This window comes from Mesorhizobium sophorae (genome assembly GCF_002270415.1).
Taxonomy (GTDB): Bacteria; Pseudomonadota; Alphaproteobacteria; order Rhizobiales; family Rhizobiaceae; genus Mesorhizobium; species Mesorhizobium sophorae.
This window is the reverse complement of record NZ_NNRI01000010.1, coordinates 61,439-77,744: the sequence shown is the minus strand read 5'-3', so window position 1 is coordinate 77,744 and position 16,306 is coordinate 61,439. Positions and strand designations below refer to the sequence as shown.

The window sequence follows — 16,306 nt, the reverse complement described above, 5'->3', positions numbered from 1 at the left end:
CATGAGCAATCACTATCTGCCTACAGCCTTGCGCCGCGCCTTAGAGAAGACAATCAAGGAGGCGCGTGTTGTTGCCGAAGAGGGGGCACGGGACGCTATCCGCCGTCTAGGTGTCGCTGACGGCAAGGCGCCGAGCTATTTGAACGATGACGAGAAAGAGCTGCGTCGGCGGTTGCGCGCCCATGCACGTGCGCTTGGTGACGAGTTTGATCGCCCGACGGAAGTGCAGGAGACTAAGCACCTTATCGAGGGAGCGGCCTATGCTCATTGGCATCGTATGCTCTTTGCGCGGTTCCTAGCAGAGCGGGGACTTCTTAGGCATCCGGAGCATGACGTTGCTGTGACACTCGAAGACTGCCGCGAATTGGCGGCCGAAGAGGGATTGACGGACGCGTGGGCGGTGGCTGAACGATATGCCGCGAGTATGCTTCCTGCTGTTTTCCGGGTCGATGATCCGGTGCTCGCTCTCGACCTCGACCCGGTGCACACGCAAAAGCTCAACCGCATGGTAACGGGCCTGGACGCAGACGTGTTCCAGGCAGAGGACAGTCTCGGATGGACCTACCAGTTCTGGCGCGCTGCGGAGAAGGACGCGGTCAACAAGTCTGGCGTCAAGATCGGCGCTGATGAGCTGCCGGCTGTCACTCAGCTTTTTACCGAGCCGTATATGGTGCGCTTTCTGCTCCACAATACGCTTGGCGCCTGGTGGGCTGGTAAGGTACTGGCGGCCAATCCGACGCTTGCGCAAACAGCAGTCGACGAAACAGAGTTACGCGCCGCGTGTTCGCTGCCGGACTACAGCTTCGACATGCTTCGGTTTGCACGCGAAAGTGAGAATACGCCCTGGCGACCCGCGGCGGGCAGATTCCTCGCATGGCCGACAGAAGCTAAAGCCATCACCACGCTCGATCCGTGCTGCGGCTCAGGTCACTTCCTTACTGAGGCGTTGGCAATCCTGGCGTCGCTGCGAAGCGTCGAGGAAGGACTATCTGCGGCTGATGCCGTCGCGGCAGTATTGCGCGACAATCTTCATGGACTAGAGATCGACGGGAGGTGCGTTCAAATCGCGGCTTTCGCTGTGGCACTTAGCGCGTGGCGCATCGGTGGCTGGCAAACGTTGCCTCTACCTCATATTGCTTGGGTCGGCGCTCCGCCGCCGCTGCCCAAACGTGAATTCGTCCAGCTTGGCGAGGGCGATCGCGAGCTTGAGTACGCGCTTGCTGCTCTTCACGATCTATTCGATCAAGCGCCTATCCTCGGCACACTTTTGGAACCATCCGGTGGCGATCTCTTCGAAGCCGCGAAAATGAGGCAAGTCGAGCTATTCCTCAAGCCGCTGATAGAAAAAGCACGGCGTGCCGAACCTGAGAAGGCAGAGGGAGCACTCGCTGCACGAGGAATGGCGGACGCCGCTGCCATGTTGCATCGCAAGTTTGTGTTGCAAGCAACCAATGTTCCATTTCTCGGGTACAGAGAGATGTCACAAGATCTGTTGGGATTTATTCAACGGCGATTCCCGGAGACTAAGGGCGATCTTGGTTACTGCATGTGGGATCGTTGCTATCGTCTATCTGAACGCGGCGGCTCAATCGCGCTAATCTCCCTTCAGCATTGGCTTTCCCTGACTTCTTACGAGGCTTTTCGACGGAGAGTGCTGACCACAAAGAGCCTCAACATTATATCTCACCTTGGAAGCGGAGCGTTTGAGACTATCTCTGGAGAAAAGGTCAACGTGACTCTTACTGTCTCCACTAACTCTGCGCCATCAGTCGACACTAGTATGGAACTTATTGACTGCAGTTCTAAGGAATCAATCAATGAGAAGTCGCTTTCCCTAATAAATGAGCTCCCAAATAAAATCCTTCAAAACAAGCAACTGTCGAATTCCTCAGCGACAATTGTATTTCAGGAGCTTGGACCCGGAGTTCCGTTGAATAAGATTGCCGATAGTCTTGCCGGGATAATGAATGGTGATACACCAAGATTTGTCTCGAATTATTGGGAGCCCTTCAGAATCAAGCCAGAGTGGGCATATTTGCAGTCGACAACTCAGGGAGGTTCTTTCTCAGGAGGCTTCTTCAAGATAATTCGTTACGATGAAGAGAACGGTCATCTTCGCGAAGAACGCACGATACGGCGTGCAAACCTTCATGACTCTGATCAGAGAGGCAATAGCGTTTGGGGAAAGCTCGGCATCGCAGTGAATCAGATGGCCGATCTTTCCGTTAATTACTATTTCGGGAACAAATTTGATTCGAATGTTGCCGTTATTTGCCCCAAGAATCCGGAAGACTTGTTTGCCATCGCTGCTTTCGCCGCATCGAGCGACTTCGAGGAACAGGTACGCATCGTCGAAAAAAAAATGAACATTACGAATGCGACATTTGGGCGGGTTCCAATGGACCTACAGAAGTGGCGCGACCGCGGCAAGGTAATCTATGCGAACGGCTTTCCGGGTGCGTTCGCGCAAGACCCGACGCAGTGGACATTTCACGGGCATCCCGAAGCAAGCAAAGATGGCATGGCACTCCATGTGGGTCTGGCTAGGCTATGCGGGTATCGCTGGCCGGCGGAAAATGACACTGACATTCGCGTTTCGGATGAAGCACGTGCGTGGGTAACGAGGGCCGCGGAGCTTCCCCAAGGCGATAATGACGGCCTTCTCGGTGTCCCTGCGGTTGCCGGAGAGAGATCGCTCGCCGACCGACTGCGCGCCTATCTCTCTGCCGCTTTCGGCCAAAAGTGGTGCGACGACTTAGAGCGTCGCCTGGTTGCGGAAGCTGACGAGGTGGTGGACAAAAAGAAGGCCCGCGATGGTTCGTTTGAAGCCTGGCTTCGAGACCGCGCCTTTCGCCAACACTGCGCCTTGTTTGGTCAGCGCCCATTCCTGTGGCATATCTCGGACGGGCTGAAAGACGGCTTTTCGGTTTTCATCCATTACCATCGATTTGATCAGGCCACGCTGCGCAAGCTCACCTACACCATGCTTGGCGACTGGCTTGCGAGGGCAAGGGCCGAGGGCAACGAGCTGCGCTACGAAAAGGGCCGCGAGTTGCAGCAGATGCTTGAGAAGGTGTTGGAGGGTGAGAAGCCGTACGACATTTTCGTGCGCTGGAAATCACTTGACCAGCAGCCGTTGGGCTGGGAGCCCGACCTCAATGATGGTGTCCGCCAGAATATCCGGCCGTTTATCGAAGCGGGTATTTTGACCCACGACTTGTCGAAGATATTGAAGGATAAGGATCGCGGCAATGATGTTGCCTCAGCGCCCTGGTATTCGACGTTTAAAGGTGAGCGCAGAAACGACCACCATACGACACTTGCTGAAAAGCAGGCCGCCCGCGAGTTGGTGAAAAAACGAGTGGGGGCGAAGTGACGACGCCTCTCGATGCCCTCATAGCCGCCCTGCATGAAGCCGCAAGTTACAACGCGGCGGCGGAAGCGCCGCCCGAAACCGTTGTGTGGTGTGACGCAGCCGGAGAGTTTCTGTCGATTTTGCCGTCGCTGCGCGAGCGCCTGCCCGAACTTCTGACCTATGGTGAATACGATCCAGCGACTAGGACCGGCCCGGCCGTATGGATAAGGGGGGTTCTGGCCGGTGCCGTATCGGAAGTGGGTTGGCCCGACAGTGCGGTCCCAATCCTCTATCTGCCGGGGATTGGTCGTGAGGTCCTGAAAGGGGCGGAAGATTGCCCGCAACTGCTGCAACCGCTCGTTTGGTTCACAGTGGCTGGAAATCTGTTTGGTCATGTCAACGGCAAAGACTGGACGCTTCGTGGGTTCCTCGCGGCAGATCGTGGGGCGCTAAGACTGAACATAGCCGACGATTCCGCGACACGGGCGGCGCTGGCGCATGCGGCGGCACGATTCTGCATTCGCCCGGTCGAAGAGTTGCGCAACCGGCGATGGGACGCCGATGCCTTCAACGTGTTGCTCGCTCCCGATCTCGATGCCGACATGCTCGATTGGATGAACGGCGGCTTTACGGAGAAGGCTGATACGGGGCGCTTCGCCGCTTTCGCAAACATCGCCGACAAGGAACTTCGTTTCGACCCAAGGAAGCTATCGCGTCAGGATGCGGCCGGCCGCCTTGCTCAGCGAAAAGGGAAGTGGAACGGGATTTGGAATCGCTTCGCCAGTAGTACCGGCTATGAAGGCATTGTTCAGCTACTTGCTGCCGAAGAGCCGACCGATCTTCTTGCCGACAAGGCTCCGTTCCCGAAGGTCAACGCGCAGGAAGAGAAGGCCCTGCGCGAGGCGCTTGCTAAGCTAGCGGATGTCGCGCCTGCCGAGGCGGCGGCGCGCATCCAGTCACTTGAGATCACGCATGCCTGGCGGCGCGACACCGTTTGGGGCCGCCGGGGTCAAGCGCCCTTGGCCTATGCTCTCGCCCAGCTTGCACTCGTTGCGGATGCTAAGGCGCTTCCAGCCCATGATGGGGCAGCCCTCGCGGAGGCCTACGCCGAGGATGGTGCGCAGATCGACCGGGCGGCAATGGCCGCCCTGGCCGCAGCGCCGCGAGAGCTTGACCGCGTTGCCGTGACGGCCGCCCTCCGCGTTACCTACCTTCCCTGGCTGGACGATGGTGCACATGCGCTCCAGGAGCTTGTCCGGATTGGCAAGGTAAGGCTTTCTGTCCCTAGCCCCGCCACTGGAGCCACCACGATCCTCTTCGTTGATGGGCTGCGCATGGACCTCGCCCAGGAGCTCGTGCGGGTTCTTTCCGAGGAGGGGCTCGCGCCTCAACTCCGGTGGTGCTGGTCCGGTTTTCCAACCGTGACCGCCACCTGCAAGCCGCTCGTTTCACCGGTAGCGCAACGGATGAGCGGCTCCGCAACGACCACGGACGTTCTTCCCCACGCTCCCGACGGCAAGGCTGCCACCAAGCCCGTGCTTTTCAAGCTCATGGAGTCGGAAGGTTGGGCAACCGGCGATGCGCTGTTGGCGGAACAAAAGCTCTGGACCGAATCAGGCCGCTTCGATGAAGAAGGGCACGCCCTCGGCGCTCGCCTGGCCGAACGCCTGGCCGCCGGTATCAGAGACGCGGCCGACCACGTCCTGCAGCTGGTTCGCTCAGGAAGAAACGTGCGGATAGTGACAGATCACGGATGGCTGCTCATGCCTGGTGGGTTGCCCCAGGCCGCATTGGACGTTGGGCTGGTGGAGCCGCAAGGCAAGCGCACCCGCTGCGCGATGGTGAAACCCAAGGCACAGACTTCGTATCTTCAGATACCCTGGTCTTGGAACGCCGACGTGTTCGTCGCTACGGCAAGCGGCGTGCGCTGTTTCTACGCCAGTCAGGAATATTCGCATGGCGGTGTAAGTCCGCAAGAGTGCGTTCTTCCCATCATCGAAATCGCGAGCAAGAGCGAAAGGCCGGATATTTCCATCGTCCAGGCGCGATGGGAGGGCTTGCGGCTTCGCATAGAGGTTCAAGGCGGCGCGGATTCTCATGTCGATCTGCGTCTTGGCGCGGTCACGAGCGGTCCAAGTCTAATCAAGGGTGGCCGTGTACTGGACGAGTCCGGACGGACGTCCGTTCTTGTCAGTGACGAACACGAAGGAGCGACAGCGTGCTTGGTCATTTTGGATGACGACGGTCGGGTCCGTGCCCACCGGACATTAACAGTAGGGGGAGAATAGATGGTGCAGCTCGACGAGTTAGATCAGAAAGCTGCGGCGGCTTTCCCAGGCCATATTGTCCGCAAGGATTTGGTGCGGCGCTTCCGCGGGCAGTTCCCTGTTCCGACCTATGTGGTCGAATTCATGCTTGGCCGGTATTGCGCAAGCACGGACCCTCAAGAAATCGAAGAAGGCCTGCAGATGGTGCAGGCGCAGCTTTCCGATAGAACCGTCCGGGCGGGCGAGGAAGAACTATTTAAGGCACGGGCCCGAGACCGTGGATCAGTCCGCGTCATTGAAATCGTAACGGCTCGCCTGGACGCGAAGACAGACAGCTATCTGGCGACCTTGCCCAGCCTGCGCCTCAATGATGTGCGGATCGGTGACAAGATAGTTCAGAACCACGAACGAATGCTCACGGGAGGATTCTACGCCGAGGTTGAGTTGGGATACGACGCGAGCATCGCCCAAGAGAAGGGCGGGCGGCCTTTCGAGGTTCTGAACCTTCGGGAAATTCAGCTTTCGACTCGCGACATTCTTGAAAAAATTGCCGAAGGCCGCGCCAAGCTCTCGACCCAGGAGTGGAAGCACTTTCTCCTTCGGAGCGTTGGGCTGGAGCCTGGCAATCTTAGTACCCGAGCCCAAGACGCCATGCTCCTCCGGATGGTTCCGTTCGTAGAGACGAATTACAACATGGTGGAGCTTGGACCGCGTGGAACCGGCAAGAGCCATCTATTCCAGCAGGTCTCTCCATATGCCCACCTCGTATCCGGTGGAAAGGCGACCGTCGCCCGGATGTTTGTAAACATGGCGAACGGTCAGCGGGGCCTCGTGTGCCAGTATGACGTCGTGTGCTTCGATGAGGTCTCTGGCATATCCTTCGACCAGAAGGACGGCGTCAACATCATGAAGGGCTACATGGAGTCCGGCGAATTCTCGCGTGGACGCGAGAGCATTCGCGCCGAGGGCAGCATCGTCATGGTTGGAAACTTCGACGTGGATGTTCAACACCAGCAACGTGTTGGACATTTGCTCGGACCGCTGCCTCCGGAAATGCGCAACGACACCGCCTTCATGGATCGCATTCATTGCTACCTGCCAGGATGGGATATCCCAAAGGTGAGCAAGGAGCTTTTCACTGATCGCTTTGGCCTTGTCAGCGATGTCTTGGCGGAGTGCTTCTCGCGGCTGAGATCGCAGACGCGGGTAAACGTACTACAAGGGCGCGTTCATTTCGGCGGAGCGTTGTCGGGTCGCGATCAGAATGCTGTCAACAAAACAATTTCAGGTCTGCTCAAGCTAATGTACCCGGATTCCGCGATCGCCATCCCAGATGAAGATTTGGAATGGGCGGTGCGGCTCGGCCTTGAAGTGCGTAGACGCGTCAAGGAACAGCAGAAGCGGATCGGATCGGCCGAATTCAGAAATACCCAGTTTAGCTATGTGATGGGTATGGACGGGGTCGAGACTTTTGTGGCGACGCCTGAACTTCAAAGTGAGGACAGCATAGGCTCTGACCCTCTACCGGCGGGACAGGTATGGGCGATCAGTCCCGGCGGACAAGATGAGGCGAACGGCCTCTTCCGTATCGAGGTAACAGAGAGCCCTGGAAGCGGCGTTCGAATCCTAAACCAATCGCCGCCCGCTCCCTTTCGCGAATCCGTGAAAATTGCCGAACAAAATCTCTATGCGCGGTCACGAGAATTGGTGGGCGACAGAAATCCCCGAGAGCACGAGTTTGCTGTCCAAGTTCGTTCGTTTGATGCGGCCAAGAACGGCACACAGGTTGGTGTTGGCGTCCTTGTAGCGTTGTGCTCTGCCCTATTGGGGAAGCCGCTCAAGGGTGGATTGATAATCGTGGGTGGGATCAATCTTGGCGGTTCAATCGAACCGATACACAATCCTATTGATGTTGTTGAGCTGGCACTTGAGAAGGGAGCCGCAACGATAATGATGCCCGTCTCCTGCCGGCGCACGCTCGTGGATTTATCTGACGATGTGGCGACGAAGATTCAGACGCTTTTCTACGCCGATGCGGCAGATGCTCTGCGAAAGGCCCTGCACGAATAAACGTTCTCGTGAGCTCCGGTCCGATGAATATGAACAAACCCTGTCCTGAGTATCAGTAGATCGTCGCGGATGACATATGCTGTTCTGAGGACAGAATACCTGATCTATGGAGTGATTGATTAAAATTACGGGAAAGAATTCCGCAGCGACACAGCGCACAGGTTGTGTCCAATGCCACCGTTTTCAGGGAAAAGTCTTTAATAACAGCGGTCGCCTGGTTATATTGAGCAGGTTGAGAGGGATTTAGACCTATGCATGTGACAATTTGCGGTCGCGGCGTTCATAAGCGCGAAGTAAAAAGCATTGAACGGCTGAAGAAAGACTTGCCAGCGGAGTGGTATGGATTCACCAATCTTGATCTGGTTCTGGGCCTGGGAAAGACGCGCGAGGTCGATCTCGTCATCGTCAGTCCGCATCGCATTTTCTTGATTGATATCAAAGAATGGCACGGAAAGATCGAAAACAAGGATGGGCGGTGGTATCAGAACGGCGAAGATAAAGGCCCGTCCCCCGTAAAAAAAATAAGTGATATCTGCCGGGAAGTTCTCCCGTTGCTGTCATCCGCCCTGAAAAGTCGTCCCGTCGACAAGAAGGGCGGTGTCCCGAAGTTAGAGGGTCTTGTGATCCTCTCGGGTTCCGCGACGGCTGCCCACCTTGATGGATTGGAGAGGGCGAAAGTCCTTACGCTGGATCAGTTCGTTAAACTTATGGGCGATGAACGGCGTATGACGGAGATTTTTGGGGAACCTTTCGCGCAGTTTCGGTACACGCCGCTCACGGAGCAAGGCTGGAAGCATATGCTGCATAGCTTCTTCAATGCCTCATCGCCGACATCTCCATTCACCCATGGGAAGCGGCGCTTCCAACGATACGTGGCTGACGATGAGCCTTGTTTTGAACACCCGCGCGAGATTTATCAGGAGTTCGAAGCCAGCGAAGAGGATAGCAAGAATAATCTCGGTATTCTTCGACTTTGGGATTTTACCAAGTGTAGCGACGGTCGGTTTCAAACCGAAGACGGCCGCCTCGAAATAGCAGGGCGAGAGAAGCAGGCTTATCACTGGCTTCTGGACCGAGATCAGGATTTTGAACGCACACTGCTGACGCCGCGTTTGGATGATCCCGATCGTGGCGCACGTTACTGGGAAATCTTCGACCGCCGCCGCCGCATGGCCCGACTCAAGGACTATGCGGTGAGTGAGTCTACTTCATCTTTGCCTGGGGCTCGCGTCGAGCTGGCCCGCCAGTTGGTGGCCGCCGTTGCTTCAATGCATCGTCATAACGCGGCTCACCTCGATCTGGGAGGTCACAGCATTTGGCTCGAGGCGCCGACCTCCGTAAAGCTTTCGCATCTCTTTGCAGCACGGTTTCCCGATACAAAATCGCTAGGCGATGCCCGATATCAGTTCCTGGCCAGCGTAACCGTTCCTGAGGATATTCTTGGCGAGGACAAGGGACCAAAAAGGCGGGATGTTTTCCTGCTCGGCGTCGCAGTTCACGAGCTGTTGTTTGGGCGTATTCCGGCTGGCGATCCTGCTGAATGGGACGAATTAGTCGATACCAGCGGCGAATTCGAAATGCTGCATAGCTGGATCGCTGAGGCATTGGAGATCAACCCAGCGAACCGATTTGCAGACGCAGTCGTCGCGTTGAGCTCCTTCAACAAGGCTACGGCGGCGCGGCCCTCCCTGGAGGAGGTGATGTCCGGATTGGAAGCCCTTCGCGGCTCCATTCGAACCAGCCGGCAACTTTTCCAGGCCTTCCCTGATCAGGGCGACGTCATCAAAGAAAGTGATGCGCTGGATGTGTGGCGCTCTGAGGAGGATGGCGAGCCGGTCATCGTCAAGCACTGGAAGTCAGCCGCGTGGGGGTCGCTCCAGCATGAAGGCCGCACCGTCCTGTCGTTCTTGCACAGGGCATCATCCGTCATGGCAGATAAACTGCCCGGAATGCCGAATGTGCGCGGCGTGCATTGGCTGGGCGACAGTATGGCCATCATCCAGGACTGGATCGACGGTACCGTTCTCGACACCCTGTTGAACAAGTCGTCATCAGAAATGACAGACCCGGTATGGTCAATTGAGCTCGCACGCTATCTGGTGAGGACGGTTGACGACCTCCATGAGCATAATTTTTCGCATGGAGACATCACGCCTTCAAATATAGTTATAAATAACGGGGGGAATCCCATCCTTATCGACGCACTGGATTTTGTGCCCCGCGTGGATGGTGAACTTAGTACGTCTGCCTATGCTCCTGATTCCGGTAATCGCTTCGAGCGCGACCGATTTGCCGTGACGAAAATCGTGGAAGAGATATGCGCGTGCAGCGCGCTAGAGGCGCTGGACGCTGCCAGGCTGTTGGCTGCTGCGCGGGAATGCCGGGACAGGGACCCAAAGCTGGCGACACTTCTGCCGCTGCAAGAGGCTCTTGATCTCGCCTTCGAGCGACTTACCGCGCCGAAGGAAGTTGTAGCGAAAGAAAAGCGCGCGCAGATTGACGTTTCTATCGTGAGAGAAAACGCGGGGCCTATCGAGCCAGATGAAGGCAAACTCTACATTAGTTTGCATCGCCGTCCCGATCGATCCCAGGTAACGCTATCCCTTCGAGGAGCGTTTGAACGCATCGAAGTCACCCTCGACGACACCGGCAAACCTGTGCGCGCTCGCCGTTGGCCCCTTGAACAGTGGCGGATAGCTCAACTTGCGAGGAACGAGTTTCATTCCATTGATGCTGATCTCACCGTCGTACGGTCCGATATCAATGACTTTTCGGCGCTGTCAGGTGTTCTGGAAGACCCGGTCGTTGCAGCGGAACTGCTCACCTATATGGCTGGTTCTACCAATGAGCCGCTGAAGAAGCTGCCGGACGATGCCGACATCGCCCCGGAGGAAGATGAGGCGGAGGACGCGCTTGCTGAGGAGATCGCGAGCGTCCCGGTTCAGCAGAAGCCCGTTGATGTCGATGTCCGTGCTCTATGGCGCACGCTCACGGATGTTGAAAACGAACTTACCACGGATGGAATAGCACTGCTCGACAGCGTGTACGATAGGTCGTTGCAGCGGCATAAAGTTGCTCTGGAACTGGAAACAGGTGACTTTGATTTCTCGCGTGAGGATACAGTGGGCGTCCAGCGGCAGGACCCGAAGGGGAATTGGCGTAGAATCGGCGATCTCGATTTGAATCGGTCCCGGCCTGATTTGGCGGTCATCAGCGCCCACACCGGCAATGCCGTAGGATCGCGCATTGTTGAGGAAGGACAGCGGCTCCGTTTCGTTAGCCATTTCGAATTCCAGAGCCTCAAGCGCAGAACGGATGCGGTTGATCGCATTCTTGAAGGAAACGGGCGGGCGGCGAACCTTCTATCGGTTTTTGACCCGCGATCGGGCGCATCTCCGCAGTTGACCAATCATATTCCAGACGAAGAAGTCTTAAGAACTTACGGACTGAACGAGGATCAGAAACAGGCTTTCCGGCGCATTGTCAAAACCCGGCCGGTCGGCGTTCTCCAGGGTCCGCCCGGAACGGGGAAAACACGGTTCATCGCTGCGCTTGCCCACTATGCCATCACGGCAGGTCTGGCACGAAACGTGCTGCTGGCCAGCCAGTCACACGAGGCGGTGAACACCGCAGCCGAGTCAGTACTCGCACTATTTCGAAATGCAGGCGAAGACCCGAGCTTGCTGCGCGTGGCCATGAATGACGGTCAGGTTTCAGCACTTCTACGGCCTTTTCACACCGCCAGGGTGGAGCAGAGTTACAAGGATCGCTTCAGTGCGTCCTTTGCTGAGCGACTGGCGGTAGCAGGAAAAGCCCTGGCCATTCCAGAAGATGCGATAACGGTAGTTGTAAAACTGGAAACGACTCTGCGGCCGATCATCGTGCGTATAGCCGAGCTCTGCGGTGACAGCGACCCCGATTACCAGCGGATCAACAGCCTAATCCAGACGCTTACGACGTTGCTGGCAGACATCGGCATCAATGTGAATCTGCCAGAGGAACGTATTGAAAGCGAATGGCTTGCGGTCCTTGACGATGTGGCCAAGGCTGTTGCGGATATTGCCCGCAAGGAACACGCTGTGTCCGCTGACAAGATCGCGCGGCTGCGGGCTGTTGCCGGTTTGGGACGAGACTTTATTGGCAGCGTGTCCCGTGCTGAACGCAGCTTTGATACCTTCCTTGCTGGCACGCGTCAGATTGTAGTGGGAACCTGCGTGGGCCTTGGACGCTCGTCGCTTGGTTTGACGGCTACCGCGTTCGATCTTGTCATCGTGGACGAAGCCGCGAGATGCACGGCAGGTGAACTTCTGGTGCCATTGCAGGCAGCCCGCTGGGCGGTTCTTGTTGGTGACCAGGCACAGCTCGAGCCGCAGCACAAAGCCGAAGTCGTCAACCTTGTTGCTGATCGCACAAGGATATCAAAACGAGAGATTCAGCGAAGCGACTTCGAGCGGGTATTCCTGACTGAGTATGGACGAGATGCCGGTGCCAGGCTGAAGACTCAATACCGGATGTTGCCGCCAATCGGACAACTTGTGTCCGAGTCCTTTTATCCTGACCTCGCCCTGGAAGCCGGACGATCGGTGCCGATCATTCCCTCGCAGGTACTGCCAGAGGAACTGGAAAAACCCCTGGTCTGGATCGACACCCAAGGTCTGGGTTCCGCAGGCCATGAGCAATCCGTGGGCAGTAGTCGCATCAACAAGGCAGAGGCCGATTCTATAGTCGGCCTTCTGACCAAATGGCACGAGAACGAGTCTTTCCGCTCGTGGCTGCAAGAGCAAAATACGCACCAGACGGGTGTTGGCGTCATTTGTATGTATGCGGCGCAACGAAACCTAATTGACAGGACGTTGCGACAGTCGCCGCTCGCGTATCTACTGGATCGCCATATCAAAATCGGCACCGTTGACAGCTATCAAGGCAAAGAAAACCCCATAATCCTCCTGTCACTTGTCAGAAACAATTCGGCGGGTCCCATGGAGGCCGGGGTTAAGAAAATTCAAGAGGGCTTCCTGGCTACACCTAATCGTATCAACGTCGCGGCCAGCCGCGCTATGGACCGTCTGGTAATCATAGGTGCGCGGCATCGGTGGCGCGAAGGCGGCCCTATGAGCCTCCTGTCGTCAAGTTTTGCCCGTCGCGCGGTCGAGGGCTCCGCTCAGGAAATCGCGGCGGAAATTTTGTTCGGCGTCGACGAAGTTGCCAATCGCGCTGAGCAACCTTCTTCAAAACCTAGACGCGCCGAAGGAGGTGCCCGTGGGAACGCTTAGCCGTCCGCTCCTGAGCTTGAAGGGTCACGAACTGGTACCGCCCGACGAAGACCGTAAAGTGGAACTGGATATCATAGATGTCCTGCTTCCCTGCCGTACCTATGAGATGAAATACAAGGTCGCTGTCGCGGCCCAGGTCAGCCCCACACTTGAATTTCTTTTGAGGCTGCTGAAGTCGGCGCCAGGGATGAATGAGCCCGACGTGGCGGAGTTTTTCGGTTTCAGCGCAAATGAGTTGGAGTACGTCCTCAACGAAGCCTCCGAGCCTGGATATATCGAGCGCAGGCAGGGTCGTTTGTGGTTGACCACAGCGGGAGACAGTTTGTTTCGCGCGGATGAGAAGGAACCGTCGATCTATAGCGTCGAGTCGCGCCGACGGGGCGTAGGGTTCGATCTGGTGGCTATCGCGCCGCAGCCACGAAAGCGACCGGACTCTATCGAAAGGTTCCTGCCAGAACTCGGTCTTAGCGACCCGGCAGGGTCGGGGCGCATGACACAACAGTTACCGGCGCGCTTTGAGCGGTTCTTTCGCGAGATCGCCGATCAGGTTGATCGAGGGAAAGGCGAGAAGCGTCAGTTATACTCAATCGATCCTGTCATCGTTCCTCAAGAACGGTATCAGGTTCCGTTGCGAATCCGCACATACGCCCGCGCTTCCAGCCCCAGTGTACCTGAAATCGATCTCAGCTCGTGGCGTCCTGAGCATGAGATTGCCGACCGGCCGGAAATTGAGCACGCGGTTGCTTTGTTTATCAAAGATCTCGCAACACCAGTAAGCCAATTGGATTCTATTGCTTCTTATGAAGCTCTCGTCTCATTGGCTCCCGAATTCTTAAAAGAATTCACTGTCAAGGCCGGCCTTAACGAACGACGGTACTGGAGGGAAGCTGTAGGGCGTGCGGGTGAAGTCAGAAGTGACCGCAAAACAATTCCGCTGGTCGGGTCTTTGCTGCTTGAGGATAATCTGCAGCGCTTTCTTTCCATCCTGGAGTACGGCGTAACAAACGCAACGATGGTACCGGAGCGTATCATCGCGGTGGCGCCGCAGACGCGTCATTGGGGAGCAACAACGCAGCTTCGCGGACTGCTCACCCTAATCAAGGAAAAAGTGGGCAAGACTGATGCAGGTGATGCGATTTCCGAGACGCTCAGCACGTGCCTGACCAGAGCTGCGCCCCCGCGTTTCATCGCAGAAACGTTTGATGAGATTGCTGAAGGACACGCAGCGCCCTTCCCGCGCGGGCTGGAGCTTTATCTCGTTCCATCCATCGCCATGGCCGCGATTGTTCATGCACCTGTAGGAGCGTCGATCGGCAATACTGTCCCTCTGGGCATTGCCTCCTTCGATCCGGCAGTGCTGGAACGCTGTGAACAGTACCTCGAAGACAACCGGTCTCGATAGCCGTGGTTCAAGGCGATGCATATTTGCCAGAAAACGCACTGCTAGGGGACAGCGAACCGATACCCGGTCGTTGCACTTCGGGCGAGTTGCTCTGCCCAGAGCCGCGGCGCTTAGCGCGGTCTTAATAATTTATATCGCACAAACAATGACATAAGAGTTCTCAGTTTCATCCTGTCGGGCGCGCCATTTACTGTGAAAACAGGTGGTTAGCAAGGCCTCTTTGTAACCGGGGCAGATTTCCGGGCGGAGGTGGGGTTTGCAGGGGGGCGGGTTTGTGATTCACCCTTTGCGTGACTCTGCCGCCGAATGATTCGCTTGAAGGCCTGTCGCTGGCGGAACTCCGCGGGCTGGTTGGGACGCTGCTCGGCGAAGTGCGGGGTCTTCACGGACAGGTCGAGAGCCTGCAGATGGAGAACCAGGCGCTGCGCGCCGACAACCAGAGCCTGAAGGACGAGATTAAGCGTCTGAAGGACCTGCCTCCGCGGCCGCCAATCAAGCCGTCCAAACCGTCGGGGATGGAGAAGGCGACGGGGGCGAAAGCGGCCAAGGGCAAGCGTCGGCGGCGCGGCGCCAAGCGCGACAGCGCTCGTGTGAGCCGCGAGGTGACGGTTGCGGTGAGCTCCCCTGCGGGCTCCCGCTTCAAGGGGTATGAGACGATCCTGGTGCGCGATCTGGTGTTGTCGGCCGAGGTGGTGCGCTACCGGCGCGAACGCTGGGTGACCCCGAGCGGCGAGACGATCGTGGCGCCACTGCCGTCGGGGATTGTCGGCGGCTGGGGCGCGAACCTGCGCCGCTTCATCCTGGCCTGCCATATTCAGGGCCAAGTGACGACGGAGCGATTAACCGCACTCTTGACGGGCATTGGCGTCGACATCTCGAAGCGTCAGGTGGTGCGGCTGATTTCGGAGGGCCTCGAGGTCTTCGTTGCAGAGGATCGTGACGTGTTGCGCACCGGACTTGCCACGGCGCGCTGGATCACGGTCGATGATACGTCGGCGCGCCACGCCAACCAGGACGGCTACACCGCTCAGATCGGCGATGACCGCTTCACCGCGTTCCGCACCGGGCGATCGAAGTCACGGGGGGCGTTCCTGGCAACGCTGCGCGCCGGGCACGGCGATTACGTCATCAATGACGAGGCGTTGGCCTATATGCGCGGCCGCAACCTCGCTGGTCCGGTGATCGACCGGCTGGCGGCTTTCCCGCAAAAGGTGTTTGCCGACAGCGCCGCCTGGCAGGCGCATCTGGCAGCGCTGGACCTCGACCAGCTTGCTGGTTGAGCCGAACCCGGTCAAGATTGCCACCGAGGGGGCGATGTGGGGGGCGATCCGCCATCATGGCTTTCTTGCCGACGCCGTTATCGTCTCCGATGACGCCGGCCAGTTCCGCATCGCCGACCATGCTCTGTGTTGGGTCCACGCCGAGCGGCTCGTCCACAAATTGGTGCCGATGACGCCAGACCAGCGCCAGGCCGTTGACGTCATGCGCCAGTTGATCTGGTGGTTCTATCACGACCTGAAGAGCTATCAGCGGTCACCTTGTCCGCGTCGCGCGGCGGCCTTGCGTGCCCGCTTCGACCGCCTGTTCAAACGACGAACCGGCTACGTCATGCTCGACAGGCTGCTCACCCGGCTTCACCGCCGCAAGCATGAACTCCTGCGCGTTCTCGATCGCCCCGAGATCCCACTCCACACCAACGGTTCGGAAAACGACATTCGCGCCGTGGTTATCAAACGCAAGATCTCCGGCGGAACCGTCAGTGACGCAGGCAGAGATGCCCGCGATGTCCTGCTCGGCCTGATGAAGACCTGCACCAAGCTCGGCGTCTCCTTCTTCGCCTACCTCGGCCACCGCCTTGGTATCCCCACACAAACCGCCGTTCTGCCGCTTCCCGATCTCGTCAGCCAAGCCGCTCCAGCCTGATCGCCCGGAAATCTGC

7 protein-coding genes are annotated in these 16,306 nt (G+C 57.6%); all 7 read left to right on the top strand.

The genetic code is table 11. The features are described from left to right. Nucleotide 1: 1 nt before the first annotated feature. The 7 genes from CGZ66_RS16480 (at nt 2) to CGZ66_RS40785 (ending at nt 16,290) form a co-directional block, all read left to right on the top strand. On the top strand, nt 2–3,376 hold the full coding sequence (locus tag CGZ66_RS16480; protein WP_095085229.1) for an Eco57I restriction-modification methylase domain-containing protein: 3,375 nt from the start codon (nt 2–4) through the stop codon (nt 3,374–3,376). Next, on the top strand, nt 3,373–5,643 hold the full coding sequence (gene pglZ / locus CGZ66_RS16475) for a BREX-1 system phosphatase PglZ type B (RefSeq protein WP_095085225.1): 2,271 nt from the start codon (nt 3,373–3,375) through the stop codon (nt 5,641–5,643). The genes CGZ66_RS16480 and pglZ overlap by 4 nt, the downstream gene beginning before the upstream one ends. Beyond that, complete coding sequence (brxL, locus tag CGZ66_RS16470) at nt 5,644–7,692, top strand: protease Lon-related BREX system protein BrxL (protein WP_206073718.1); 2,049 nt, start codon at nt 5,644–5,646, stop codon at nt 7,690–7,692. It abuts the gene before it with no gap. 251 nt (nt 7,693–7,943) lie between these two features. Next, on the top strand, nt 7,944–12,965 hold the full coding sequence (locus tag CGZ66_RS16465) for an AAA domain-containing protein (RefSeq protein ID WP_095085221.1): 5,022 nt from the start codon (nt 7,944–7,946) through the stop codon (nt 12,963–12,965). Beyond that, nucleotides 12,952–14,367 carry a hypothetical protein gene (locus CGZ66_RS16460; protein WP_143748765.1) on the top strand — a complete coding sequence of 472 codons (1,416 nt, stop codon included), beginning with the start codon at nt 12,952–12,954 and terminating at the stop codon, nt 14,365–14,367. Before CGZ66_RS16465 ends, CGZ66_RS16460 begins: the two co-directional genes overlap by 14 nt. Nucleotides 14,368–14,657: 290 nt before the next feature. Beyond that, nucleotides 14,658–15,647 (top strand): FtsB family cell division protein, encoded by a 990-nt coding sequence (locus CGZ66_RS40790; RefSeq protein ID WP_245331122.1) that lies wholly within the window; start codon nt 14,658–14,660, stop codon nt 15,645–15,647. Continuing rightward, nucleotides 15,637–16,290, top strand: coding sequence for an IS66 family transposase (locus tag CGZ66_RS40785; protein ID WP_425352295.1), 654 nt, complete (start codon nt 15,637–15,639; stop codon nt 16,288–16,290). Before CGZ66_RS40790 ends, CGZ66_RS40785 begins: the two co-directional genes overlap by 11 nt. Nucleotides 16,291–16,306: the final 16 nt, after the last annotated feature.